The sequence below is a fragment of the Atopococcus tabaci DSM 17538 genome (assembly GCF_000429585.1).
GTDB classification, from domain to species: domain Bacteria; phylum Bacillota; class Bacilli; order Lactobacillales; family Carnobacteriaceae_A; genus Atopococcus; species Atopococcus tabaci.
Genome location: NZ_AUCD01000116.1, coordinates 1 through 2,258, shown reverse-complemented (window position 1 = coordinate 2,258; position 2,258 = coordinate 1). Strand labels below are relative to the sequence as shown.

Below are 2,258 nucleotides of genomic sequence, written 5' to 3'. Positions count from 1 at the left end.
ATAATGTAATAAAATAAGAGAACTTACAAATTCTTTGACAGAAAATGTAAGTTCTCTTTTATTTTAGAATCCAGGACCTTTTGTCCCAGCCTCATCTTTTTTGTTTATTCTTCTGATGTGTCGGTATTTTCAGAAGCGGAATCCTCAGAAGATTCTGAAGCGTCTTCTGATTCTGAGGCAGAATCAGCTGCTGAATCTTCGGAAGAGTCTGTCTCTCCAGATGTGTCTTCAGCTTCTGGTTGAGGCATGTAAGCTTGAAGTACACTGGTCAAATCGTCATCGTTGATGACGACGTTCGCATCTTGAACGACTTTGGAAAGAGCTTCCTGCACGACAGCACTGTCGCCCATACGTTCTTCCAACATCAATTGTTCAACTGTTTCACGTTCTTCCTCAAACGTTCCTTTTTCCGGTTTTTCATTCATTTGAATGATGTGGAATCCATAAGATGTTTGCACTGGTTCTTGTGTCATTTCGCCTTCTTCAAGAGCGAATGCCGCTTCTTCGAACTCAGGGACCATTTCGCCGGTTGTGAAGGTGATTTGGCCTCCTTGTTGAGCGGTTCCTGGATCTTGGGAATGTTCTTTTGCCAACTCCGCAAAATCTGCTCCGTCATTCAACTGATTGAGCAAGTCATTTGCTGTTTCTTCATCTTGAACCAAAATGTGGGAAGCAGTAACCGGTGGCACGTATTCCTCGTAAGCTGCTTGGACATCTTCTTCAGTGAAGTTTGCTTGTTCTTTCACCGCTTCTTCAATCAGTAGATTCAAACGGATGTTTTCTCTGTATTGTTCAGGTGTTAAGTTTTGGGACATCACGGCGTAGTTCATTGCATCCTCGCCGCCCATACGGTCTTGTTCGGTTTGGTAAAGTTGGTCTACCTGTTCTTCAGTAACTGCATCGCCATAGCGATCTTCAAGAACATCTGACATCAACAGCTGTTCCAAGAAAACAGGACCGACTGATTCTTTCATTTCTTCATATAATTCATCTTTTGAAATTTTGCCAGCAGTAGAAGAAGCTACTGTGTCGTCTGCACATGCGGTCAAGAAAAGACCAGAAAGCAAGACGGTACCTAATACGATTTTTTTCATGTTAATCAAACACATCCTAACTAAATTTTGCCAATCAAAAATACGCTGTCACCACTTAGTAATATAACATACACAAGGCAATTACAAAACCGACTTTGATATTTTGTAACCGTATCTTCAAGAATTCATCACGAAATAACAAAGAGACCGGGATAAGTTCCCGGTCTCTGAAACAACTGATTGGTTAACCCTTGCTTGGTGCTGTTTCTGACAATTTTTCTGAAGTTTCTTCGACGTCTTTTTGAAGAACTTCTGCTTTTTCTTTGATGCGACGGATACGTGGCTCCGCTTCATACATAAAGTCTTTGGCTGTTTTATCCATATCGCTGGCGAATGCAGTAGCCAATGTTTTGCCTTCATTTGTGAGTTGACTGACTGCTGTTTTCAGTTCTTTTACTTTCTCTGTTACATCTTCCACATGGTAAGTGGCATCATCCAAATATTCTTTGGCCATTTCTTGGTTTTCCTTGCCGGAGCGAGGTGTGTTTAATAGTCTGTATACGCCGCCTGCAATCAGTCCGGTGATGAGTCCGAGCGCTAAATGATTTTTCATGAGCGTTGTCCCTCCAGTGCTTGTTTGATGTCTTGTTGAATGCGATCCAAATCGTTGTCTGAGTATTTTTCGGAATTGTCAGCCCACTTCAATCCGAAATCGTCGTCTTTCGTGTATCGCGGAAGCAGATGGATGTGGCTGTGAAAAACCGTTTGAGAAGCGACTTCTCCATTGTTCATTAAAACATTCAAACCTTTGATATCCGGATGGAAGGACCGGACCGCTTGAGATATTTTCGGCAGGCGGGAGAAAACGTCTGCTGCCAATGTTTCGTTGTATTCCATTATGTTCGGAACGTGTTTTTTGGGAATGACGAGTGTATGGCCGGGGGTCACTTGTGAAAGGTCCAGGAAAGCCACAACGTGTTCGTCTTCGTATATTTTTCTTGAAGGAATCTCACCCTCTGCAATTTTACAAAACACACAATCTGACATAGTTCATACCTACTTTCTGCTGTTGTACTTATCCATATAGTTGTACATTCTTCGAATTAAATGTATCATAAATAAATATTTTTGTGAAACGGGATACACTCTTCGTATGTGTCAATACTTTGGCGGAAACTTTTCTCTAGAGATGGTAACTCTTCAATTTTAATATTAAAATGGCTC

3 protein-coding genes are annotated in these 2,258 nt (G+C 41.5%); all 3 read right to left on the bottom strand.

Features of this window, described 5'->3' with window-relative positions; all coding sequences use genetic code 11:
• Positions 1–104: 104 nt before the first annotated feature.
• The 3 genes from G470_RS0111530 to G470_RS0111520 all read right to left on the bottom strand — a co-directional run bounded on the left by G470_RS0111530 (position 105) and on the right by G470_RS0111520 (position 2,081).
• A complete protein-coding gene (locus tag G470_RS0111530; RefSeq protein WP_028274921.1) occupies positions 105–1,094 on the bottom strand; it encodes a peptidylprolyl isomerase in 990 nt (329 codons plus the stop codon).
• 184 nt (positions 1,095–1,278) lie between these two features.
• Positions 1,279–1,647, bottom strand: coding sequence for a YtxH domain-containing protein (locus tag G470_RS0111525; protein ID WP_028274920.1), 369 nt, complete (start codon positions 1,645–1,647; stop codon positions 1,279–1,281).
• On the bottom strand, positions 1,644–2,081 hold the full coding sequence (locus G470_RS0111520; RefSeq protein WP_028274919.1) for an HIT family protein: 438 nt from the start codon (positions 2,079–2,081) through the stop codon (positions 1,644–1,646). The genes G470_RS0111525 and G470_RS0111520 overlap by 4 nt, the downstream gene beginning before the upstream one ends.
• Positions 2,082–2,258: the final 177 nt, after the last annotated feature.

Bases quoted from the DNA above. Each gene is read 5' to 3' on its own strand.
- G470_RS0111530 (WP_028274921.1), bottom strand. From the start codon at position 1,094: ATGAAAAAAATCGTATTAGGTACCGTCTTGCTTTCTGGTCTTTTCTTG.
- G470_RS0111520 (WP_028274919.1), bottom strand. From the start codon at position 2,081: ATGTCAGATTGTGTGTTTTGTAAAATTGCAGAGGGTGAGATTCCTTCA.
- G470_RS0111525 (WP_028274920.1), bottom strand. From the start codon at position 1,647: ATGAAAAATCATTTAGCGCTCGGACTCATCACCGGACTGATTGCAGGC.